Origin of the sequence: Sulfitobacter dubius (genome assembly GCF_027214245.1) — a bacterium.
GTDB classification, from domain to species: Bacteria; Pseudomonadota; Alphaproteobacteria; order Rhodobacterales; family Rhodobacteraceae; genus Sulfitobacter; species Sulfitobacter dubius_A.
Genome location: NZ_JAPWHM010000006.1, coordinates 81,755 through 102,284, shown reverse-complemented (window position 1 = coordinate 102,284; position 20,530 = coordinate 81,755). Strand labels below are relative to the sequence as shown.

The 20,530-nt window shown below is 60.9% G+C and carries 21 protein-coding genes and 2 tRNA genes; 3 read left to right on the top strand and 20 right to left on the bottom strand.

What is annotated here, in order from left to right:
* Nucleotides 1-10: 10 nt before the first annotated feature.
* The 10 genes from O4H31_RS16040 to lepA form a co-directional block, all read right to left on the bottom strand.
* Nucleotides 11-1,186 carry an acetyl-CoA C-acyltransferase gene (locus O4H31_RS16040; protein ID WP_269347401.1) on the bottom strand — a complete coding sequence of 392 codons (1,176 nt, stop codon included), beginning with the start codon at nt 1,184-1,186 and terminating at the stop codon, nt 11-13.
* Complete coding sequence (locus tag O4H31_RS16035; RefSeq protein WP_269347399.1) at nt 1,183-3,279, bottom strand: 3-hydroxyacyl-CoA dehydrogenase NAD-binding domain-containing protein; 2,097 nt, start codon at nt 3,277-3,279, stop codon at nt 1,183-1,185. Before O4H31_RS16035 ends, O4H31_RS16040 begins: the two co-directional genes overlap by 4 nt.
* A 17-nt stretch (nt 3,280-3,296) precedes the next feature.
* A complete protein-coding gene (locus tag O4H31_RS16030; RefSeq protein ID WP_269347397.1) occupies nt 3,297-4,085 on the bottom strand; it encodes an IclR family transcriptional regulator in 789 nt (262 codons plus the stop codon).
* Nucleotides 4,082-5,422, bottom strand: a complete 1,341-nt coding sequence (locus O4H31_RS16025; protein ID WP_067940100.1) for a TRAP transporter large permease — start codon at nt 5,420-5,422, stop codon at nt 4,082-4,084. Before O4H31_RS16025 ends, O4H31_RS16030 begins: the two co-directional genes overlap by 4 nt.
* Nucleotides 5,422-5,955, bottom strand: a complete 534-nt coding sequence (locus tag O4H31_RS16020) for a TRAP transporter small permease (protein WP_269347394.1) — start codon at nt 5,953-5,955, stop codon at nt 5,422-5,424. The genes O4H31_RS16025 and O4H31_RS16020 overlap by 1 nt, the downstream gene beginning before the upstream one ends.
* Nucleotides 5,956-5,980: 25 nt before the next feature.
* A complete protein-coding gene (locus O4H31_RS16015) occupies nt 5,981-7,036 on the bottom strand; it encodes a C4-dicarboxylate TRAP transporter substrate-binding protein (RefSeq protein ID WP_269347392.1) in 1,056 nt (351 codons plus the stop codon).
* Between the two features lie 275 nt (nt 7,037-7,311).
* The gene (locus O4H31_RS16010; RefSeq protein ID WP_269347390.1) at nt 7,312-8,079 is read right to left on the bottom strand and encodes an MBL fold metallo-hydrolase; all 768 of its coding nucleotides are present in this window, start codon (nt 8,077-8,079) and stop codon (nt 7,312-7,314) included.
* Between the two features lie 80 nt (nt 8,080-8,159).
* Nucleotides 8,160-8,990 carry a 3-keto-5-aminohexanoate cleavage protein gene (locus tag O4H31_RS16005; protein ID WP_269347388.1) on the bottom strand — a complete coding sequence of 277 codons (831 nt, stop codon included), beginning with the start codon at nt 8,988-8,990 and terminating at the stop codon, nt 8,160-8,162.
* Nucleotides 8,991-9,137: 147 nt separating this feature from the next.
* The gene (locus O4H31_RS16000) at nt 9,138-10,067 is read right to left on the bottom strand and encodes a hypothetical protein (RefSeq protein WP_269347386.1); all 930 of its coding nucleotides are present in this window, start codon (nt 10,065-10,067) and stop codon (nt 9,138-9,140) included.
* A gap of 246 nt (nt 10,068-10,313) precedes the next feature.
* Entirely contained in the window at nt 10,314-12,116 is a 1,803-nt protein-coding gene (lepA, locus tag O4H31_RS15995) for a translation elongation factor 4 (protein WP_269347384.1), read from the bottom strand.
* A 213-nt stretch (nt 12,117-12,329) separates the two neighbouring features.
* On the opposite strand from lepA, the gene O4H31_RS15990 reads away from it, so the two are divergent.
* Entirely contained in the window at nt 12,330-12,692 is a 363-nt protein-coding gene (locus O4H31_RS15990) for a hypothetical protein (RefSeq protein ID WP_067623915.1), read from the top strand.
* Between the two features lie 4 nt (nt 12,693-12,696).
* On the opposite strand, the gene O4H31_RS15985 is transcribed toward O4H31_RS15990, so the two are convergent.
* The 7 genes from O4H31_RS15985 to O4H31_RS15955 all read right to left on the bottom strand — a co-directional run bounded on the left by O4H31_RS15985 (nt 12,697) and on the right by O4H31_RS15955 (nt 17,433).
* Nucleotides 12,697-13,158: a low molecular weight phosphatase family protein gene (locus O4H31_RS15985; RefSeq protein WP_269347382.1), complete on the bottom strand. Its 462-nt coding sequence runs from the start codon at nt 13,156-13,158 to the stop codon at nt 12,697-12,699.
* The gene (locus tag O4H31_RS15980) at nt 13,159-13,638 is read right to left on the bottom strand and encodes a UPF0262 family protein (RefSeq protein WP_269347380.1); all 480 of its coding nucleotides are present in this window, start codon (nt 13,636-13,638) and stop codon (nt 13,159-13,161) included. It lies immediately after the preceding gene.
* Between the two features lie 164 nt (nt 13,639-13,802).
* Nucleotides 13,803-15,104 (bottom strand): histidinol dehydrogenase, encoded by a 1,302-nt coding sequence (hisD, locus tag O4H31_RS15975; protein WP_269347378.1) that lies wholly within the window; start codon nt 15,102-15,104, stop codon nt 13,803-13,805.
* A 51-nt stretch (nt 15,105-15,155) separates the two neighbouring features.
* Nucleotides 15,156-15,485: a hypothetical protein gene (locus tag O4H31_RS15970; protein ID WP_243261423.1), complete on the bottom strand. Its 330-nt coding sequence runs from the start codon at nt 15,483-15,485 to the stop codon at nt 15,156-15,158.
* Nucleotides 15,486-15,514: 29 nt separating this feature from the next.
* Entirely contained in the window at nt 15,515-15,985 is a 471-nt protein-coding gene (locus tag O4H31_RS15965; RefSeq protein WP_269347376.1) for a DUF2948 family protein, read from the bottom strand.
* On the bottom strand, nt 15,982-17,253 hold the full coding sequence (gene murA / locus O4H31_RS15960; RefSeq protein ID WP_269347374.1) for a UDP-N-acetylglucosamine 1-carboxyvinyltransferase: 1,272 nt from the start codon (nt 17,251-17,253) through the stop codon (nt 15,982-15,984). The genes O4H31_RS15965 and murA overlap by 4 nt, the downstream gene beginning before the upstream one ends.
* Nucleotides 17,254-17,256: 3 nt before the next feature.
* The gene (locus tag O4H31_RS15955) at nt 17,257-17,433 is read right to left on the bottom strand and encodes a hypothetical protein (protein WP_269347372.1); all 177 of its coding nucleotides are present in this window, start codon (nt 17,431-17,433) and stop codon (nt 17,257-17,259) included.
* 85 nt (nt 17,434-17,518) lie between these two features.
* Between O4H31_RS15955 and O4H31_RS15950 the strand changes: the two genes are divergently transcribed.
* Nucleotides 17,519-17,593, top strand: a tRNA-Thr gene (locus O4H31_RS15950).
* A 340-nt stretch (nt 17,594-17,933) separates the two neighbouring features.
* Here the strand turns inward: O4H31_RS15950 and O4H31_RS15945 are convergent.
* On the bottom strand, nt 17,934-18,455 hold the full coding sequence (locus O4H31_RS15945; RefSeq protein WP_269347370.1) for a superoxide dismutase family protein: 522 nt from the start codon (nt 18,453-18,455) through the stop codon (nt 17,934-17,936).
* Nucleotides 18,456-18,558: 103 nt separating this feature from the next.
* On the opposite strand from O4H31_RS15945, the gene O4H31_RS15940 reads away from it, so the two are divergent.
* Nucleotides 18,559-18,635 (top strand) — tRNA-Arg (locus O4H31_RS15940).
* Nucleotides 18,636-18,697: 62 nt separating this feature from the next.
* Here O4H31_RS15940 and O4H31_RS15935 read toward each other — a convergent pair.
* Both O4H31_RS15935 and O4H31_RS15930 read right to left on the bottom strand, forming a co-directional pair.
* Nucleotides 18,698-19,021 carry a response regulator gene (locus tag O4H31_RS15935; RefSeq protein ID WP_269347368.1) on the bottom strand — a complete coding sequence of 108 codons (324 nt, stop codon included), beginning with the start codon at nt 19,019-19,021 and terminating at the stop codon, nt 18,698-18,700.
* A 6-nt stretch (nt 19,022-19,027) separates the two neighbouring features.
* Entirely contained in the window at nt 19,028-20,476 is a 1,449-nt protein-coding gene (locus O4H31_RS15930) for a histidine kinase dimerization/phosphoacceptor domain -containing protein (protein ID WP_269347366.1), read from the bottom strand.
* Between the last annotated feature and the right edge of the window lie 54 nt (nt 20,477-20,530).

The window sequence follows — 20,530 nt, the reverse complement described above, 5'->3', positions numbered from 1 at the left end:
TCGGCCCCCTTTAGTAGATTTCGAAGAGGCCAGCCGCCCCCATGCCGCCGCCGATGCACATCGTCACGACGCCGAGTTTCGCGCCGCGGCGGTGGCCTTCGCGCAGGATGTGCCCGGTCATCCGCGCCCCGGTCATGCCGAAGGGGTGGCCGATGGCGATGGATCCCCCGTTCACGTTGCATTTGTCGGGGTCGATGCCGAGTTTGTCGCGGCAGTAAAGCGCTTGGCTGGCGAAGGCTTCGTTCAACTCCCAGATGTCGATGTCGTCGACGGTCAACCCATGACGTTCCAAGAGACGTGGCACGGCAAAGACCGGGCCGATGCCCATCTCGTCAGGTTCGCAGCCCGCGACGGCGAAGCCACGGAACGCGCCCATGGCTTGCAGGCCCTGCTGCTCGGCCTCTTTGCTGTCCATCAGCACGAGGGCCGCGGCACCATCAGAAAGCTGGCTGGCGTTGCCTGCGGTGATGAAGGCCCCCTCGCCGCGCACGGGCGTCAGGCCCGCAAGCCCTTCGAGCGTGGTGGTGGGGCGGTTGCACTCGTCGCGGTCCACGGTGACCTCGCGGGTGGAGATCTCCTTGGTCTCCTTGTCCTGCACGCCCATGGTGGTCTGCATCGGCACGATCTCGTCGTCAAAGAGGCCGGCCTCCTGCGCTTTGGCGATGAGCTGCTGGCTGCGCAGAGCGTAGGCGTCCTGATCCTCACGGCTGATGTTGTAGCGTTTGGCCACGATGTCGGCGGTGTCGATCATCGCCATGTAGACCTCGGGCTTATGCTCCAGAAGCCAGGCTTCCTTGACCGATTTCACATCCGGCTGGATCATCGAGATGCTTTCGACCCCGCCCGCGACCATCGGGCCTGCGCCCTCCATGCAGATCGCATTGGCGGCCATGGCGACGGTTTGCAGACCCGACGAGCAAAAGCGGTTCACGGTGACGCCCGAGGCGGTGACCGGCAGGCCCGCGCGCAGGGCGATCTGCCGCGCGATGTTCGAGCCGGTGGCGCCTTCGGGGTAGCCGCAGCCGATCATGACGTCTTCGATGGCCGACGGATCGACACCCGAGCGTTTGACGGCCTCGGCGACGACATGGCCGCCCATGGTGGCACCGTGGGTCATGTTGAATGACCCGCGGAAGGATTTGGCCAGCCCGGTGCGGACGGCGGAGACGATGACAGCCTGTTTCATTTGGCAGCTTCCTTGTTCAGATCATCAAAAGTGCGGTTGGTCTTGACCAGTTCGACCAGCAGCCGCGCTGGTTTCCAGAACCAAGGGTCTTTCTCGGCAAAGCCTTCGATCGCGGCGAGGACGTTGGGCAGGCCCTGAATGTCGGCCCATTTCATCGGACCGCCCCAGTAACGCGGGAAGCCGTAGCCAAAGAGCAGCGTCATATCGATGTCGAGCGGGCGTTTGGCGATGCCCTCTTCCAGCACCTTGGCGGCCTCGTTGACCATGGCGCACATGTAGCGGCGCACGATTTCGGCGTCGGTGAACTCGCGCGGGGTGATGCCGCGTTCCTTTTGCTCTTCCTCGATCAGGCGGGTGATCTCAGGGTTCGGCGTGCCGCCGCGTTTGCCCTTTTCGTAGATGTAGTAGCCTTGGCCGGTCTTCTGGCCGAAGTGCCCCTGTTCGCAGAGCCGGTCGATATAGGTCGGTACACGCTCCTCGGGGTGGCGCGTGGCGGCCTTGCGCTTGCGCGTGGCCCAGCCGATGTCGAGCCCAGCGAGATCGGCCACGGCGAAGGGGCCCATGGCAAAGCCGAATTTCTCAAGTGCCGCGTCGATCTTGTAGGGGCTGGCGCCGTCCAGCACCATGTGGTCCGCCGCGGTGCGGTAGGTGGCGAGGATGCGGTTGCCAATGAAGCCATCGCAGACGCCCGCGCGCACGCTGATCTTGCCGAGCGCCTTGCCAAGGGCAAAGCCCGTGGCGACAACATCTTTCGCGGTATTGTCGGCGACCACGACTTCAAGCAGTTTCATCACATGCGCGGGCGAGAAGAAGTGCAGCCCGATCACGTCCTCGGGGCGCTTGGTGGAGGCGGCGATCTCGTTCACGTCGAGATAGGAGGTGTTGGAGGCCAGCACGCAGCCCGGTTTGCAGACGGCGTCGAGCTTGCCGAAGACCTGCTTTTTCACGTCCATATCCTCGAAGACCGCTTCGACCACCAGATCGACGTCCGACAGGCTGTCGTAGTCGGTCGAGACTTTGAGGGCGTCACCAGTCAGGTGATCGAACTTCGCCTGATCGATTTTACCGCGTTTCAGCGCGCCCTGCAGGTTGCCCGAAATGCGGTCGTGCGCGGCCTTGGCGGCTTCGTCCTTCATCTCGATCAGCACGACCGAGAAGCCCGACAAGAGCGCCGCCGTGGCGATGCCTGCCCCCATGGTGCCGCCGCCGATCACGCCAATGGCTTTCAGCTCGCGCGGCTCGACGCCCTTAAGTTCGGGCAGGTTGCTCACCGCGCGCTCGGAGAAGAAGGCGTGGATCATGCCCTGCCGCTGGTCGGTGTTCATCAGTTCCGAGAAGATGCGGCGCTCGGCTTTCATGCCTTCTTCGAAGGGTTTCTCGACACCCGCCTGCACGGCGCGGACGGCCTCAGCGGGGGAAATCTGGCCGCGGCCTTTCTTCAGCGTCACTTCATAGGCGGCATCCCAGTCGATCGGCGCAGGCGCGGGCATCTCGCAGATCGGGCGACGCTCGGCACCGCTGTCGAGCAATTCGCGGACGTAGGCGAGACCGACCTCCTGCGGATCGCCCTCCTCCACGCGGTCGACGATGCCCATCTCCAGCGCCTGCGGTGCCTTAATATGGCGGCCCGTGGTGATCGCGTCGAGCGCGGGTTCCACGCCGATAAGGCGCGGCAGACGCTGGGTTCCGCCTGCGCCGGGGATCAGGCCAAGGTGAACTTCGGGCAGGCCGACACGGGCCGAGGGCTGGGCGATGCGGTAATGCGCCGAAAGCGCCACTTCGAGACCGCCGCCAAGGCTCACGCCATGCATGGACGCCACGACCAGAAGCGGCGAGGCTTCGATCCGGTTGCACAGGTCAGGCAGGAACGGCTCCATCGGCGGCTTGCCGAATTCGGTGATGTCGGCGCCCGCGATAAAGGCGCGGCCCTCGCCCACGATCATCACGGCGCGCACGCCGTCTTCAGCCTCGGCACGGTCCATGCCGTCGGCCAGCCCCTGCCGCACGGCTTGGCTCAGCGCGTTGACGGGCGGGTTTTGAATGCGCAGCACGACGATGTCGTCATGGCGGGAATAGGCAATCTTGTCAGTCATATCAGTAACTCCTTGATCTATCCGCGCCGGGATAGGGCCGGTGCCCGTCCGGTGCGTTGTTCGATGCCGCTGACCACGTCACGCAGCGCTGGCCCCACTTGTGACAGAATGCGGCTGTCGGGCAAGTCACCCGGCAAAGCGCCGCAGGTGAAGGCGACGGGTTCGCCGAATTCCCCTGCGTAATAAGGCACGCTCACAGCGTTGATGCTGCGGGCATAACGCGTCTCGGGCGGGGCGAGGACAAAGCCCTGCGCCAAAAGCTGCTCATACCCCTCGCGGCGGAAATTGCGCAGCCGGTCATCCGGCTCCAGCGCGTCAAAACGGTTCTCGTCCAGACTGGCCAGCGTGGCGAGACCGGAAGAAGAGCCATAGACCGGGATGCGATGGCCCGGCTCCAACCAGATGGTCGAGGCGGTATGCGGACGCCATGTGCGCACCAGCATCATCCGGTCGCCATCGCGCACGGCAATCAGCGCCAGCGTGCGGGTCTCATCGGCCAGTTGCTGCATCGCATCTGACGCCATATCAACAAAGCTGACCGCGACAGAGGCGACCGAGCCAAGCGCAATCGCCGCAGGCCCGAGCCGGAACTTATCGTTGCGCCCGCCGTGTGCCAGATAGCCCAGTTCGCACAGCGTATAGGTCAGCCGCGAAACGGTAGGTTTCGGCAGGCCCGTCCGCTCGGCGATTTGCGCGTGGCTCAGCCCGCTGTCGCTGGCGCGGAAGGCACGCAAAATGCCAAGACCCCGCGCCAGCGTATTGGCGAACTTACGGTCCGTGACGGTATCAGACGCCGCCTTGTTCATCTTGCCGCCATCGGAATCAAAAGCGAGATCATCGGGAAGGACATGATCAGGATCAGCACGATGAAATCGACGCTGAGGAACCGGGTGATGCCCGCAAAGATCTTGTCAATCGGCGCTTCGCGGCCCACCACATTGGCGATGACAAAGACGTTCAAGCCGACGGGCGGTGTAATCAGGCCGATCTCCAGCAGTTTGATGACCACGACGCCGAACCAAATGAGGTTGAGGTCATAGCTTTCCACCAGTGGGATCATCAGCGGCAGGGTCAGCACCATGATGCCGATGGGATCAAGGAACATGCCCAAGAGCAGATAGATGAGCGCGATGCAGAGCATCAGCACAACCAGCGACATCTGCGCGTCTGAGACGAACCCAACGATGGTGCCCGCGACACCCGTCAGCGCGACGAAGGCCACAAAGATCTTGGCACTGGCGGCGATGAGGAAGATCGCGGAGGTCTGCACGCAGGTCTCCTTGACCGCGGCCCAGAGGCCAGCCCAATCCAGTTTGCGCTGCACGAAACCGATCAGCGTAGCGGAGACGACGCAGACGGCGGCAGCCTCGGTCGCGGTGAAGATACCGCCGTAGATGCCGCCGATGATAAGCACGAACAGCAAGATCGCGGGCCAGCTATCAAGGGCCGCCTGCCAACGCTCACGCGCGGTGTAGCGTTGGTCGGTCGAGGGTGCTACCGCCGGATCGCGCCAGACCCAGACGGCGATGACCAGCACAAAGCCCGCCAGCGTCAGCAGCCCCGGCAGAACACCCGCGAGGAATAGCGACGAGATCGAAGTCTCGGTGAAGATGCCGTAGATGATGAACAGAACCGACGGGGGAATGAGCGAGCCCAATGTGCCCCCCGCCGCGACCGAGGCCGTGGCCAAACGCGGGTCATAGCCCATGCGCAGCATCTCGGGTGTGCAGATCTTACCCATGGTCGAGGCGCAGGCGATGGATGAACCGGTGATCGCGGAAAACCCGCCGCAGCCCATAACACTTGCCATGGCGACACCACCCGGCAGGCGGGTCAGCCAGACTTTGGCGGCGTGATAAATCTTGGTCGTGATGTCGGCACGATAGGCGATATGTCCAAGCGCCACGAAAAGCGGGATCATCGACAGGTCGTAGGAGTGAATGAGGTCGAAGGAGTTGGAAAACACCATCGAAGTCGTCGCCTTGATCGCACGTTCGGGCATGAAGGTGCCGGTGCGGAAGGCGAAGATAAAGAAGGTAGCGACGGTTGCCACTGCCGCCAGCGTGAAGGCAATTGGCACGCGCAGGGCGAGCAGGATCAGCACCGCGGCAAAGGCGATCATTCCGATGGTCGAAGCATCCATTACAGCACGTCCTTTTCAACCATCAGGTCAGCAGCGTGTTGTTGTTCGTCCGACACCACGCCGCCCGTCAGCACGGTGCGCCCATCGCGCCACGTCAGTTCGGCCAGTCGCAGGAAGGTCGCGATCATCCCGATCAGGAACAAAAGCCGCCCGGGCCATTTCGGCAGATTGAGGTCGCCATAGAAAAAGCTGCCCTTCTCGACCACGGCAAAGAACTCGCGCCCGCCGGAATAGATCAGCGGCGCCAGCGCCAGCATTCCGATGGCAGAGCCTGCAACGATCAGCACCGAACGCGCGCGGTCGGGAAATCGGTCGGTCACAAAAGCGACCGAGACATGCGCGCGGGCAGCGGTGGCGGCGGCGAGGGGCAGCAGGATGGCGGCGACCATGAGCTCTCGCACCATGGTCACGCTATCGGGCACCTGACTGGCAAAGAGCGCGCGGGCGATCACATTGGAGGTGATCAACACCCCCAAGGCGATCACCGCCAAAGCGCCCAACCCCAACAAGATTTTCTCCAGATTTACCAACATATGCTGCCCCTCCCTAGGTTAGCGATCAGTTGCTTTTGGCTTCCCAAGGATAGCCATCGGCATCGCGCTGCTCGGTGTATTTGGCGATAAGGCCCTTATACTCTTCCAGCAGTTCGTCGCCCGGCAGACCGGCAGAGCTGGCAGTTTGCACCCATTCGTCCAGGAACTTCTTGCCAGCTTCGACGAGCTGCGCGCGATCTTCTTCGGGAAGGGTGATGACTTCGACGCCCTGCTCTTTCATCGAAGCGATGGCGTTGTCGTTGGCCTCTGTGATCATGCGGCCAAACTCATCCGCCATGTCGGACCCGACGGAGGCCAGCGTTTCCTGCTGCTCAGGCGTCAGGCTGTCGTGCATGTCCTTGTTCATGAAGATGCCCAGACCGCCGACCTGACCCCAGTCGAGGATCGTGTAGCTGTCCATCACCTCGGCCTGCTTCAGCGCCGCCACGGCATAGCTGTAGCCCTGCGAACAGTCGATCAGCCCGGTGTCGAGCCCTTGGTAGGCGTCATAGATCGACATGTTGACCATGTTCGCGCCCTGCTCGCCGAAAACCTTACCGTAGGCGCCCACGCCACGGACCTTCTTGCCCGAGATATCCGCCACGGATTTGATCGCGCCGCCCTTGCAGCCGATGTTTACCTGGCTGGTGGTCCAAGTGCCGATGTAGACGAGGTTCTTGTCGGCGAGGTCGTCTTGGATCGCTTGGCTGGAGCGCATCAGCTCATCCGTGGCGCGCATGCCAACCCAAGCGTCTGGGTTGTTCACCGGCAGGTCAGCAATGCCGTAACCGGCCATCTCTTGCGGGTAATAGACCGCGATGACCGAACCGGTGTCAGCCACGCCATCGGCGATGGATTGCACAGCGGCATTGGCTTTGAACAGCGCCCCACCCCACTGGATATCGAATCGCATGTCGCCGTCCGAACGTTCGGCGACCTGATCGGCGAACCACTGCAAAGCGTCGGCGCGTGCACCGCGGTTGGGCCCGGCTTCACCGTGAATCAATACGGTTTCAGCACTTACCGCGCCACCAGCCAGCGCCAGAGCTGCGGCGCAGCTCAGGTGTTTAAAGATTGTCATGTAGGCTCCTCCCAGAGACTTGTTTCGCAATGCAAAATATAGTTTCGCATTTGTCGCAGGCCACGCTAGTCCGCGGACCGAAAGCGATCAAGCGAAACTTCGGCCATCTGAAGAGGGAGCGGTTAGGCTCTTGAATTCGTTAAGCGAAAAATGAGCGCGGGCGGCGGTTGCGAGACAAACGCCCCGCTCTGCACCTCGGAATCGGCTGATCTGATGGATCGGCCCTGCCCGGAAAAACGGTCACGCCGCTGGGGCGTGACCGAAAGGGTTCGAGATTAATACCAGTCACCGAATTTGACTTCGACATCGGTGCCGACCCGCTTGGCGAACTCTTCGGGGTCTTGCGTGCCGCCGTCTTTGCCCCGGAAGTGATAGGGGTAGACGTAAGTCGGTTTGAACTCAGCCACGGCAGAGGCGGCAGCGTTTGAATCCATAGTGAACGGCAGATTCATGCACACGAATGCCAGCGAGATATCGGTCAGCCCGCGCATCTCGGGCGTGTCTTCGGTGTCCCCCGAGATGTAGACGCGGAACCCTTCAAACCCGAGGATATAGCCGTTGTCGCGCCCCTCGGGGTGAAACTTCTTGCGCTCTTCGGTGATGTTATAGGCCGGGATCGCGTCGATCGGCAGGCCGTTAAACTCGGTGCTTTCGCCATTGGCGATCTTACTGGCCTTGGCGGCAAGCGCCTCGGGCAGCATGTCGAAAACGGCGGGGTTGGTGATGATCTGCACCTCATCCCCGGCCAGCGCGGCCAGCGTATCGGCATTATAGTGGTCGCCATGCTCATGGGTGATAAGGATCAGATCGGCGGCGGGGAAGTCGCTGTACTGCGCGGGCTCGCCCACCGGATCGACATAGATCACGCCCGCGGGCGTCTCCAACACGATAGAGGCGTGGTCGACGGGATGCACCGTGATCGGCCCTGCGCTGGTGTCGAATGTGTCACCACTATGCGCGGCGGCACGGGCGGCGAAGGGCAGCAGGGTTACGATGCCAGCGGCGGCGGAGGTGGCAAGGAAATGGCGGCGGGTCTGGGACATTTCAGGCTCCTGTTGGTTACTGGAACGGGACATAGCTGCCCCGCCCCGCATTTCAACGCAGCGCCTCTCAGACGGCAAGCCTATGCCGGGCGCAGACCCAGAATCTCACGCGCTTGTGCAGGCGTGGCGACAGGGCGGTCGTATTTCGCACATAAATCAGCCGCCCGCTGGATCAGCGCGGCGTTGGAGGGCGCCAGCCTGTCGCGGTCCAGCCGCACGTTGTCCTCCAACCCCGCCCGCGTATGACCGCCCGCGGCGATGGCCCATTCGTTCAGCACAATCTGGTTCGGCCCGATCCCGGCGGCACACCACTGCGCATCGGGCGCGAAGCGGTTGAGCGTCTGGATGTAGAAATCAAAGGTCTCACGGTCCACCGGCATGGCGTTTTTCACGCCCATGACGAATTGCACATAAAGCTGGTCGGGAATGCGCCCGTCGCGGTTCATTTCGGCGGCCTTGTGGATGTGGCTGAGGTCAAAAGCTTCGATCTCGGGCTTCACCTCATAGGTCCGCATCTCCGAGGCCAGCCATTCGACCAGTTCCGGCGGGTTCTCATAAACCCGCGTCGGGAAGTTGTTGGACCCGACCGAGAGCGAGGCCATGTCGGGCCTAAGCGAGAGCATCCCGCCCCGCTCCCGCCCCGCGCCCGAGCGCCCGCCGGTGGAGAACTGGATGATCATGCCGGGGCAATGCTTTTGCACGCCCTCCATCAGCTGCGCAAATTTATCGGGGTCGGAGGACGGGGTCTCGTCGTCGTTGCGCACATGGGCGTGGCAGATGCTGGCCCCTGCTTCATAGGCTTCGTGGGTGGATTCGACCTGTTCGGAGATCGAGATCGGCACGGCGGGGTTCGCGGCTTTGGTGGGCACGGAGCCGGTGATGGCGACGCAGAGGATGCAGGGGGTGGTCATGGGTGGGGGTCCTGTGGCGGGGTGGTTGGGGAGGAAGGTCGCATATGGTGGTGGCGGTGTACATTGGTTTGGAGCGAGGATGAGAGGTCAGCGGCTGCCACCGTGCCCGAACCCAGATCAGGTTTGGCGCTCCAAATCTCGTATAACTTACCGACAATAGTGGACCTCAGGACGCTCAGCGATCAGATTGACCCGCTGAACATTTGGCAAAGGTAGAAAAGCATACATTGCATCCGAATGACATTTTCCTTGGTTGGCATTAAAGACCAAGAAACCATCGCCTGACGAAAACAGAATATAAAACAGGCTACGATCGGTACTTTCAATATGTGCCCTCGAGTTAATTAACCTCGAATACAGCTTTTCTTGTCCGAGCATAAAGCTGATAGCGAGAACCGCCCATCCGATCACCATCAGACCAAGACCTACGGATGTATATCTATTTTCGGACCTGAGCAACGACCTCACAAATTCCGAAAAAGGGAGCCGTAAGAGCCAGCGCTTTGTAGAAACGGTTTGACGTTGCTGCAGCACGAAGCCGGTAATGGCCGCAAACATTAGCCCCAAGAGAACCCAAGCAAAACTCCTTGATCCGAAAAGGAAGAAGGAACTTCCATAGTACACTTCGCTAAAGACGAAAATAAATAGCGCAGCAAACACCGTGATACGCGCGCTAGAAGCATTTCGCGCGAGAGTCCTAAACTTTTGTTTTCGCTTCTTTGACCGCCTAGAAAACTGAGCGGCCATTTCCGAAACAATAGCTACGAGGCCCCAAGATAGTACCGTCGAAAGAAAGGAGGAAGTGAAAACACTAATTGTGAAGGTAGTCGCAAACAAAAACAGGAACGTTGAATCGAGAAATAAGACTAAATCACGCGGGCCAGCATACACGAATCCTGCTAGATGAGCAGTCGAGACTGACAACAAAACGGCAACAGCCAAGCCAATCTTCTGAACCTCAGTAAACGACTTTCTCATATTGAACCAATTTGCTTCTGATCCAGTGAAACGTAAGGTATTGCGGATCAAAGCACTAGGGGGGATAGCTGCGATGGCTCTGCACGCAGTGAAATGCACCTTTCGAATACATTGAAAGAGACCACATTCGTACGACGACTGTGCCGATAGGTCAGCAATCGGCTACGGCACCCGAGCGCCAAGGCGCAATTCGTGGGCACCGCCCAACTATATTTCAAACGCTTCATGAAAGCCTTTGCCGGGCTCAGGCCCAGGATCGGCCAACGGCCCCCAAACACAACCGAGCGGGAACGCGCATTGCTGCGCAATACGCTGCCTCCCGCGCGCACTGAAAATAGCCAGCTCTTAGCTGTCCATTTTCAGTGCGGAAATAAACGCCTCCTGCGGGATGTCGACCTTCCCGAACTGCCGCATCTTCTTCTTACCGGCCTTCTGCTTCTCCAGCAGCTTCTTCTTCCGCGTGGCGTCACCACCATAGCACTTCGCCGTCACGTCCTTGCGCATCGCGGATAGCGTCTCGCGCGCGATGACCTTGCCGCCAATGGCCGCTTGGATCGGGATCTTGAACATGTGGCGCGGGATCAGGTCTTTGAGCTTTTCCACCATCGCCCGGCCGCGCATCTCGGCGCGGTCGCGGTGCACCATGGTCGAGAGCGCATCGACCGGCTCGTCGTTCACGAGGATCTGCATCTTGACCAGATTGTCCTGCCGGTAGCCGATCATCTGGTAGTCGAAGCTGGCGTAGCCCTTGGTGACCGACTTCAGCCGGTCGTAGAAATCAAACACCACCTCGTTCAGCGGCAGGTCATAGACGACCATCGCCCGCGAACCGGCATAGGTCAGGTCTTCCTGAATGCCGCGGCGGTCTTGGCAGAGCTTCAGCACGTCGCCGAGGTATTCATCGGGCACGAGGATCGTCGCTTTGATCCGCGGCTCTTGCATGTGGCCCACCAACGTCATGTCGGGCATGTCGGCGGGGTTGTGCAGCTCCTGCATCGTGCCGTCCTTCATGTGGACGTGATAGATCACCGAAGGGGCGGTGGTGATCAGGTCGATGTCATACTCACGCTCAAGCCGGTCGCGGATCACTTCGAGGTGCAGCAGGCCAAGGAAGCCGCAGCGGAAGCCAAAGCCAAGCGCGGCAGAGGTTTCCATCTCATAGGTGAAGGAGGCATCGTTCAGGGCAAGCTTTTCGATCGCATCGCGCATGTCTTCGAAATCATTGGCGTCGACCGGGAAGAGACCGCAGAAAACCACCGGCACCGAGGGCTTAAAGCCCGGCAGCGGGGTTTCACACTTGCGCTTTTCATGGGTGATCGTATCGCCGACGCGGGTGTCGCGGACCTGTTTGATCGAGGCGTTGAGATAACCGATCTCGCCGGGGCCGAGGCTTTCGACGCCGGTCATCTTGGGCCGGTAAACGCCCACATCGTCCACGTCATAGGTGCCGCCGGTCTTCATCATGCGAATGCGGTCGCCCTTTTTCAGGGTGCCGTCGATGATCCGGACGATACAGATGACGCCGAGGTATTGGTCATATTTACTGTCCACCAGCATCGCTTTGAGCGGCGCATCGGGGTCGCCGCCCTTGGGCGCGGGCAGTTTATTGACGATCGCTTCCAGCACGTCGGGGATGCCGACGCCGGTTTTGGCTGAGATCAGACAGGCCTCGGAGGCGTCGATGCCGATCACGTCCTCGATCTGTTCGCGCACGCGGTCGGGGTCAGAGGCGGGCAAGTCGACCTTATTCAGCACCGGCACAATCTCATGATCCGCATCGATGGCGGTATAAACATTGGCCAGCGTCTGCGCCTCGACGCCCTGGGTGGCGTCGACGACCAGCAGCGAACCTTCGACCGCATGCATGGAGCGCGCGACCTCATAGGCGAAGTCGACGTGTCCGGGCGTGTCGATCAGGTTCAGCACATAGGTTTTGCCGTCCTTGGCAGGGTATTCGATGCGGACGGTGTTGGCCTTGATGGTGATGCCCCGCTCCCGCTCGATATCCATGTTGTCCAGAAGCTGGCTTTGCATGTCGCGTTCGGCGACCGTACCGGTGAGTTGGATCAACCGGTCGGCCAGCGTGGATTTGCCGTGGTCGATATGCGCCACGATGGAGAAATTGCGGATGTTTTCAAGCGGTGTCATGCAAGGGGATATGGCGCAGTGCCGCGCCTGCGTCAATTGGCCTTGAGCGTGCCAGAGCCCGCTTCGCGCCCTTCGCGGCGCTTTATCGCAGGCCAAGGTGCTTTGCCCCCAAAGGAGAATTGCGCGAAGCCCCATTTTGCGGCATAGTGATGGGCAGAGCAGACCGGGCCGACAAGGGGAAAACCCCATGGTCCAAAACAATAGGGCAAATCAATGCGGACAGTTGCAAGTTTGATGGCGCTCGTCGTCTTGGCGGGTTGTGGCGGATCACGTTATTCCAGCGATGCCGCCGTAGGACGTTTCTCCCCGACGCCGGTGCTTTTCGCCACGGGACCAATTCAAAAGGCCTGCTTGGCCGATGGGCGCCGCGGCTCCAGCCATGCGCGTTGTGGCTGCGTGCAGGCAGTGGCGGATCAGACATTGTCGCGCTCGGATCAGCGCCAAGGCGCCAAGATTTTCCGCGACCCGCACCGTTTGCAGGAAATGCGTCAGTCCGACAACAAAAGCGACAACGCCTTCTGGAGCACGTGGAAAGCCTATGGCCAGAGCGCCGCGGCGGCCTGCTCCAACACCTGATCGCTCAGCTTTCGTTCAGCGGCGGTCCGAACCGGTCAATCAGCCGTCCGACGATCTGATCGCGGGCGGCGCGAAACTGGGTGAGTTTGGCCTCGCGGCTCTCGCCCAGTCCCGTGGGATCAAGGATCGGCCAATATTCCACGTCGAGATGGTAAAACCGCGTCAGTTCCAGCGCCCGGCGCTGGCTCGCGGGGCTGAGCGCGATCACAAGGTCGAATGACCCCAGATCGTCGCCCCATTCCTCCATCTCATCGAAACTGCGGCTGCGATGCCGGTCCAACTCCACATCCAATTCACTGCACACGGCGATGGAAAAGCCGTCGATCTCCATGTCGTTCTTGACGCCCACGGACTGCACATAGGTGCCGGTGCCGTAGAATTTCTTCATCAAGCCTTCGGCCATGGGCGAACGGACGGCGTTATGGTCGCAGCAAAAGAGAACGGACTGAGGCAGCAGCTGCTTCATTTATCCGCCGAAATGCAAAACGCAGATCAGGGTAAAGAGCCGCCGCGCGGTGTCGGTGTCGATCTCGGCCTTGCCCGACAGGCGCTCTTGCAGCACGCGGGAGCCTTCGTTGTGGATGCCGCGCCGGGCCATGTCGATCGTCTCGATCTGGCTGGGGGGCAGCTTTTTGACCGCCTCGAAATAGCTTTCGCAGATTTGGAAGTAATCCTTCACCACCTGCCGGAACGGGCCGAGGGAAAGGTGGAATTCTGCTGCTTTTTCAGCCGCTTCTGTCTCCACATCAAAGACCAGCCGCTTGTCACGTATGGACAGGGATAGATGATAGGGCCCTTCGGGCACCGGGCCCTTCTCTCGTTCGGGCAGGACAAAGCTGTTCTCTTCCAGCAGGTCGAACATGGCCACCTTACGCTCCTGATCGATCTCAGGCGTGGGGGGCGGCATGTTCGCGTCATCAAGCGCGATATGGATGATGCGGGTCATGGCGCATCCTTTTTGCTGGCGATACCCTTTCGTGGATAGCGCAGCGGTGGGAAGGGGGCAATGCGCGAGCGCATGCCCGGTGGCAAATGTCGCGCCCGGCGGGCATAGCGGGCAGCGCCCTGCCTCCTGCGCAGGCGGTCTCTGCGCCCCCTGCCCCCCCTGCCCTAGTCGTTCAGCTTGCGCAGGCGCGCGGTGACCGAGAGGCCATGCGCCTCAAGGCTCTCTGACTGGGCCAACCGCTCTGCCGCCGGGCCGATGGCTTTAAGGGCTTCGGGCGACATCTGAGCCAATGTGGTGCGCTTCATGAAATCCAACACCGACAGCCCCGAAGAGAAGCGCGCCGACCGCGCCGTGGGCAGAACGTGGTTCGGCCCGCCGACGTAATCGCCAATCGCCTCCGGCGTCCATTGGCCAAGGAAGATCGCGCCCGCATGGGTGATCTTTTCCGACAGCGCCTTTGGGTCCGCCACGCACAGCTCGAGGTGTTCGGGCGCGATACGGTTGCTTAGGGCTGCGGCGGCGTCGAGGTCCGGCACGGTGATGATCGCCCCGTTGTCACGCCAGCTGGCACCCGCGATTGCGCGACGCTCCAAGGTCAGAAGACGCTTTTCGACGGCTTCTTCCACGGCACGGGCAAAGCCTGCATCCGTGGTGATGAGGATGCTCTGGGCGCTCTCATCGTGCTCGGCTTGGCTCAGCAGATCAAGGGCGATGAAATCGGGGTCGTTGCCCCCATCGGCGATGACGAGGATTTCCGAGGGGCCGGCGATCATGTCGATGCCGACCTTGCCAAAGACACGCCGTTTGGCGGCGGCGACAAAGGCGTTGCCGGGGCCGGTGATCTTGTCCACCGGGGGGATCGTATCGGTGCCGTAAGCCAGCGCCGCCACGGCCTGCGCGCCGCCGATGCGGTAAATCTCATCCACCCCGGCGATGCGAGCGGCGAGCAACACAAGCGGGTTCAACACGCCATCGGGCGTGGGCACGACCATGGCAAGGCGCTCGACGCCTGCGACCTTGGCGGGGATGGCGTTCATCAGGACAGAAGACGGATAGCTCGCCAGCCCGCCCGGCACATAGAGGCCGGCGGCGGAAACCGGTGTCCAGCGCCAACCCAGCGTGGCGCCATCGGGATCCGTCCACTCGGCGTCGTCGGGCAGCTGCCGTGCGTGGTAGGCGCGGATGCGGTCGGCGGCGAGTTCCAGTGCCCTGCGGTCTTCGGGAGAGACTTCGGCCACGGCGGCGTCGACTTCTGCGGCAGTGATGCGCAGGGTAGCAGGCGTGAGGGTCACGCGGTCGAATTTTTGCGATAGTTCGATCACGGCGGCGTCACCACGCGCGCGCACATCGGCGATGATATCCGCCACCACGGCATCGACATCGGGGCTGTCCTCGCGCTTGGCATTCAGCAGTTTGTCAAAGGCCGCTTCGAAATCGGGGGCGGAGGCATCAAGGGTGACGGGCATGGGTGCAGGCTTTCGGAAAGGGGGCCACCGCAGCGGGCTGGCCCAAAGGTATCAAGGCGCGGAAGGACGGCGCAGGCTGGGTTCGGCCCGCAGGCCCGATGTCTTGACAGCGGCACTGGGGGCGGAGCGCTGCGCCAAACGCATGGCGCGGGTATCTTGGGCGTTGTCAAAAACGGCGCGGGCGACATGGGCTGCCAGAATGGCAAACAGCCCGCCCGCAATCGCCGCCGCAGGAGCCAAAAGCCCCGGTAATGTGACCGTGCCCAACAGATGCCGCACCGCCAGCGCCACCCCAAGCAGCAAAAGCGCCCAGCCGGTGGCTTCGGTCATGAGGGCCGCAACGCGCCCCCGGGTAAATCTATTCTGTTTGAGTTCAGGCATCTCGCGATCCTTGCCACCGTGACGGGATGTCACTCGGGGTGAACGGGCCGTTTTTTGGAGGGGGCGACATAGGGACGGGTCACGTCCTTAAGTGTCCCTTCAAGCGCTTCGACTTCCAATCGGATCGCGCCATCCCCGGCCAATGTCAGGGTGACATGGCCTGAAGGTGCGTCGCTTTCCTCAAAGGTGATGTCGAGCAGCGATAGGATCGTATCGGCATCGCCCTTGGGCACGCCTTGGCTCGCCACACGCTGCACATTGTTGAACATCAGTATTGATTGCACACGTTCAGGCGCATGCCGTGCAGCACCCGTGTCTTCGTGCCGCAAGCGGTTCAGCAGCAAGGCAAAGCGCGCCCCGGTGCGGTGCCAGCGCATTTCAGAGGCGGGAAAGACCGCGTCTTGGGTCAGCGAGGCGATCACCGTGAGATCCTCGGCATCCAATGCGCCGAGGTTCAACGGCGCTTCGCGGCCGTCTTCGAAACGTGCATCTTCGGTCATTTGCTGCTGATCCTTTCGATATCCGCACCCACGCCGCGCAGCTTGGACACCACATGCTCATAGCCGCGATCAAGGTGATAGACCCGGCTGACCGTGGTCTCTCCGGTGGCGGCCAACCCGGCCAGGATGAGTGAGATCGACGCCCGCAGATCGGTCGCCATAACCGGCGCACCTTTGAGCTTTTCAACCCCGGTGACCTTGGCCGTGCCGCCGTGCACGTCAATCCGCGCGCCCATGCGGATCAGTTCTGGCGCATGCATGAAGCGGTTTTCGAAAATCTTTTCCTCCAACACGGAGGTCCCTTCCGCCGTGCAGAGTAGCGCCATCATTTGCGCCTGAAGGTCTGTCGGGAAGCCGGGGAAAGGCTCTGTCGTGACATCCACCGCCGAGATGCGCCCGTTGCGCCGCGCGACCTTGAGGCCTGCTTCGGTCTCAGTCACTTCAATCCCTGCCGCGTCGAGCTTTTCACAGAAGGCTTGCAGCAAGTCGATCCGCCCACCCAGCAGTTCGACCTCGCCGCCGCAAAAGGCGGGCGCCAACATATAGGTGCCAAGCTCGATTCGGTCGGTTACCACCTTGTGGGTCGCGCCATGCAGGCTGTCGACGCCCTGAATGGTGATGCTCGGTGTGCCGTCACCCTCAATCTGCGCGCCCATGGCCCGCAGGCAGTCTGCCAGATCGACGATCTCAGGCTCCCGCGCGGCGTTGTTGATAACGGTGGTCCCCTTGGCCAGCGTCGCGGCCATCAGGATATTCTCGGTCGCCCCGACAGAGGCAAAGGGGAAATCGATCACGGCGCCCTTAAGCTTGCCGCCTTCGGCCTTGGCGTAGAGATAGCCATCGCGCAGATCGATTTCCGCGCCCATCTTGGCCAGCCCATCGGTATGGATATCCATCGGACGCGCGCCAATCGCGCAGCCGCCGGGCAGCGAGACTTCGGCATGGCCTTCCCGCGCCAACAACGGCCCAAGCACGAGGTTAGAGGCGCGCATTTTGCGCACGATGTCATATTCCGCACGGGTATTGATCGGCCCATGGCTGGCCATCGTGATGACCTTGCCGTCTTGCATTGAGGTGACTTCCGCCCCCAGAGAGCGCAGCAGTTCAGTCATGGTGCGGATGTCGCTCAGCCGCGGCGCGTTGGTCAACGTCAGTGGCTCTTCGCTCAGCAATGTTGCGGGCATCAACGCCAGACAGGCGTTCTTGGCCCCCGCGATGGGAATTTGCCCGTTCAGCGCACCGCCGCCTTTGACCAGAATGGAATCCATCGTTCAGCTGTCCTTTTCCGACCCGTTGGGGCCATTGCCTGTATCCTGCGCCACATCCTCGGCCCGCGCACGGGCCTGCGCCTTGCGCCGGGCCATATTCGCCTTGAGCGCAGCCTTCAGCCGCGCCTCCCGCGCAGAGGGTGTTTTCGCGTTCTTTTCCGGGGCGTTTTGCTTTGCCATGCCGCCTATCTAGCGCAGGGTGCAAGAAGGGTCCAGATCAGGGGTTGCACCCCCTTTCGATTGCGGCTAATCACCCGCCCACGGCGCTGCTGTAGCTCAGAGGTAGAGCACTCCCTTGGTAAGGGAGAGGTCGAGAGTTCAATTCTCTCCAGCAGCACCATTTACTTGTCATTCCGCTAGATATGCCTTGCCTAGCTTAGGCGCTGGTCTCTCGACTTACGCCCGCCGCTGCGCGGCAGTCTGAGTGCGAGAGTTCAATTCTCTCCAGCAGCACTATTTAACCCTCACTCCGCTAGATATGACACCCCTCGCATGGGCGCTGGTCTCTCGACTTACGCCCGTCGCTGCGCGGTAGTCTGAGTGCGAGAGTCCGGTTCTTTCCAGCACCCCACTGACATGCCGTCCGCTTCATGTCTTCCCGCGCGGATCAGCGGCAACCACGCCGATTCGACACCCCACCCCCGATTACACGAGACCGGGGTGCCAAGTCTCAGTTCCCTTTACGAAGCCTCAAAGGCCCCGCAGGCAATGCGCGAGCCCGCATCGCCGGAGGGCTGCGATTCGTAGTCGTCCGCACCGCTGTGAATAATGAAAGCCGCGCCGTCCTCATCTTTGATCATGGTCTCGATATCGAGTAGATCGAGAAAGACTTCGGCCTGAAGCACGCCATCTTCTCCCACTTCCATATTGGGCATGTCACCCGGATGCGGCCCGCCTTCGACGAGCACACCATGCTTGTGGTCCCCCGCGATATGGCCCCCTGCAGATTTGAAATCATCCGCAGAACAATCGCCGGTTTCATGCAAGTGCACGCCATGGGTGCCCGCGGGCACGCCCGCCACGTCGATCTTGACCAGGGTCCGGCCCGAGGCGGTCGTGTTCAGGGTAACAGTGCCTGAGATATCATCCGAATTGCCCGCCACCTGAGCGGATGCTGCCGTTTGCATATGGCCTTCGGCCTGCGCCGCTACGGCGCCCGTTGCGGCCAAAGCGGCCCCGAGTAGGATATTGCGCAGATACATGGCTTCCTCCGTTGGGTTATATGTCAATGACGGCTCAACCCACCCGGCCCGCGTCGGGTTCCTCTTGATGCAGGGCAAGGCTTGCCCCTATAAGCGGCCGAGTGCTCCCTTAGCTCAGCTGGATAGAGCAGCCGACTTCTAATCGGCAGGTCGAGGGTTCGAATCCTTCAGGGAGCGCCAATTTCCGCCACGTATACCTGCGCCCACTTACCCGCGCGCGAGATCGTCGATCGCTGCTGCGATCAGATGCGGGAAAGTGGGCTTGCCGAGCATGGCAATCGGCTCAAGCCTCTCAGCCGTGTTTGGGTCGGTTCGTCCAGATTGCCGCTCATGAAGATGCAGCGAATAGTGTATTCGTTCAGCAGCCACTGCGCGAGGTCCTCGCCGGATTCTCCATTCGCCAGTCGAAGGTCCATGAACGCCAAGTCCGGACGAGACTGCGCCACCACCTCCCGGCAACCCGCGAAATCCTTGACCGGGCCAAGAACGGAATGCTGAAGCTGTTCGATCTGCATCTGAAGATCCAAGGCAATCAGAAATTCATCTTCGACAATCAGGATATTCACCGGGCATTACCCGGCAGGCATGGGGATCTCAATCTCGACGCAATACCCATGCTCTGTCGCCCTTTTCTCCATCGTCGCTCCAAGCTGGCTAACAATGCCCGCCACTATCTTCGAACCGAGACCGACCCTCTCTAAACCTTTCGCGCTGCCGATCCCATCGTCCGATACCGTCAACGTCAAAAGGGCGCCCTCTTGATACAAACGAACATCAACCCTGCCCTGTTCCCGCGCGATGAAGGCATGTTTATGCGCGTTGGTCACAAGCTCATTAGTCAGCAGCGCAAGGTTGATCGCCAGATCCGTCGAAAGAACGACCGCCTGCGCGTCGACAACATTCTCAATCCGCCTGCTGTCGGTCTCTGTGCTGGTTGAAAGAAAGTCGACGAGTTGCGGGATGTATTCACCGACATCCAAATGGGTAACGTTTTGCGATTTATAGATAAGTTCATGAACCGAGCTTACGGCATGCACCCGCAAAGAGGCCTGCTGGAGGCTGTGTTTGACGTGGTCGTCTTCCACCGATGCGGCTTCAAGGCGCAGGATGCTCGACACCAGATGCAGGCTGTTCTTGATCCGGTGGTTTACATCCCCCAGCAGCGTTTCTTTCTGCTCAAGAAGTTTGTCCCTCTCGGTCAGTGTTTTCTGCAAGACCTCTTCGCGCTTTTTGGAATGGGTCAGATCGAGGGACGCACCGATGAACCGCGCGGGTTTGCCATGCTCAAAAAGCACTTCGCCGCGTGTGTTCAGCCATTGAATATCCCCTTGGGGCAAGACGATCCGATAGTCGGCGTTTACCGTAGCATCATTGGCCGTGACCCCTTCTAGGCTCTTCTTCACATACTCCAGATCATCGGGATGGATACGCTCAAAAAGCTTGGTGATCGGAAAGGTTCCCTCAGTATCGGGATAGCCGAAAAGATCGGCCAACTCATGCGATACATTCGCGGTGCCGGTCTGAAGGTCCAGTTCTCCATAGCCGACACCCGACACCTGTTTTGCCAGATTGAGCCGTATCGCTTGGTCGCGGCGACCAATGAATTCCGAGGTAACATCTTCGACATGGTGAATAAGCGCGATCAGCTGGCCGTCTAGGAAAACAGGCACGTTGAACGGCTGCCAATACTTCTCTTCAAAGGCCCCGTCGACGCTGTCGCGAATGGGGATATTGTATTTCTGAACGGCCATCCGATGCGGCTTGCCAGTGGCGGTGACAATCTCAAGCGACTTGCGCAGATTGTTGGTGCCATCCGCCGTTGCGTCAGAAGGATCATCCGGAAATGCATCGAACAGCAATTTCCCAATAAGATCATCGGCTTTTGACCCGGTGATGCAAAGATACCGGTCATTCACGTCGATGATCATAAGATCAGTATCTAAAACGAGATAGCCGTGGGGCGACGCTGCAAAAATCGCAGATCTCGGCACGCGCGCATTCGCCGATTCACCACCGCTCACAGGCCCGCTCCCCCGGTACTTACCATCTTCACTATTGATCGTAGCCCTTCAATT

Coding starts and splice junctions, on each gene's coding strand:
- O4H31_RS16040 (WP_269347401.1), bottom strand. CDS start 1,186: ATGAAACAGGCTGTCATCGTCTCCGCCGTCCGCACCGGGCTGGCCAAA.
- O4H31_RS16035 (WP_269347399.1), bottom strand. CDS start 3,279: ATGACTGACAAGATTGCCTATTCCCGCCATGACGACATCGTCGTGCTG.
- O4H31_RS16030 (WP_269347397.1), bottom strand. CDS start 4,085: ATGAACAAGGCGGCGTCTGATACCGTCACGGACCGTAAGTTCGCCAAT.
- O4H31_RS16025 (WP_067940100.1), bottom strand. CDS start 5,422: ATGGATGCTTCGACCATCGGAATGATCGCCTTTGCCGCGGTGCTGATC.
- O4H31_RS16020 (WP_269347394.1), bottom strand. CDS start 5,955: ATGTTGGTAAATCTGGAGAAAATCTTGTTGGGGTTGGGCGCTTTGGCG.
- O4H31_RS16015 (WP_269347392.1), bottom strand. CDS start 7,036: ATGACAATCTTTAAACACCTGAGCTGCGCCGCAGCTCTGGCGCTGGCT.
- O4H31_RS16010 (WP_269347390.1), bottom strand. CDS start 8,079: ATGTCCCAGACCCGCCGCCATTTCCTTGCCACCTCCGCCGCCGCTGGC.
- O4H31_RS16005 (WP_269347388.1), bottom strand. CDS start 8,990: ATGACCACCCCCTGCATCCTCTGCGTCGCCATCACCGGCTCCGTGCCC.
- lepA (WP_269347384.1), bottom strand. CDS start 12,116: ATGACACCGCTTGAAAACATCCGCAATTTCTCCATCGTGGCGCATATC.
- O4H31_RS15990 (WP_067623915.1), top strand. CDS start 12,330: ATGCGGACAGTTGCAAGTTTGATGGCGCTCGTCGTCTTGGCGGGTTGT.
- O4H31_RS15985 (WP_269347382.1), bottom strand. CDS start 13,158: ATGAAGCAGCTGCTGCCTCAGTCCGTTCTCTTTTGCTGCGACCATAAC.
- O4H31_RS15980 (WP_269347380.1), bottom strand. CDS start 13,638: ATGACCCGCATCATCCATATCGCGCTTGATGACGCGAACATGCCGCCC.
- hisD (WP_269347378.1), bottom strand. CDS start 15,104: ATGCCCGTCACCCTTGATGCCTCCGCCCCCGATTTCGAAGCGGCCTTT.
- O4H31_RS15970 (WP_243261423.1), bottom strand. CDS start 15,485: ATGCCTGAACTCAAACAGAATAGATTTACCCGGGGGCGCGTTGCGGCC.
- O4H31_RS15965 (WP_269347376.1), bottom strand. CDS start 15,985: ATGACCGAAGATGCACGTTTCGAAGACGGCCGCGAAGCGCCGTTGAAC.
- murA (WP_269347374.1), bottom strand. CDS start 17,253: ATGGATTCCATTCTGGTCAAAGGCGGCGGTGCGCTGAACGGGCAAATT.
- O4H31_RS15955 (WP_269347372.1), bottom strand. CDS start 17,433: ATGGCAAAGCAAAACGCCCCGGAAAAGAACGCGAAAACACCCTCTGCG.
- O4H31_RS15945 (WP_269347370.1), bottom strand. CDS start 18,455: ATGTATCTGCGCAATATCCTACTCGGGGCCGCTTTGGCCGCAACGGGC.